Annotated in this window: 1 protein-coding gene; it reads right to left on the reverse strand. The window is 48.3% G+C overall.

Going from position 1 to position 561, the window contains the following annotated elements:
• Nucleotides 1-561, reverse strand: a 561-nt coding sequence (locus HCX92_RS14580) for a hypothetical protein (protein WP_169295691.1), incomplete at both ends; no start/stop codon positions are given.

Consider the following 561-nt stretch of genomic DNA (forward strand, 5'->3'; position numbering starts at 1 on the left):
TGCTTCCAGTACATATTTTCCACCCTTGATGGAAGTATGAAAATCGGTGTGCTTGCCATCGGTATTTTTAACACGCGTGAGGCCTGGGGCATTTTCAGTTTTGGGGCGACTGATATATTCAATCTCAATATGGTTGTTGGTATCTTCTTGGCCACCCGTTATGGAACGAATAGCCAGGCCTTTTTCGTCATAAGCCCATGAATTGGTTCTGACCGCTTTTTGACCGGTATGGTCATGCATGCTAATGCCGGTTAGCAAAAACGGGTTGCCATGCTGGTATTGGGCTTCATAGGCATAGACTTTGCCCATTTTGTCGGGTCTTTGCATGCCAACAAGGCGTAGGCCTGTGTGTTTTTCAGGCTGTTCGTGCTGGTAATGAAAAGTCCCAACATGGGTATCAATACGGCTTAAACGGGCCGCACCCTTGAAAATTTCATAATTAAAAACCAGCTTGTGTTGGAGGCCTGCCTGTACTTCCAGAATGGCATGCTGGGTGGGGCCTGGCTTTGCATCGCGGCTGATGCGGATGGGCTCCAGCCCAGGTAGATTAACCTGTATCAG

The sequence above is a fragment of the Advenella sp. EE-W14 genome (genome assembly GCF_012923605.1).
Lineage (GTDB): Bacteria > Pseudomonadota > Gammaproteobacteria > Burkholderiales > Burkholderiaceae_B > Advenella > Advenella alkanexedens.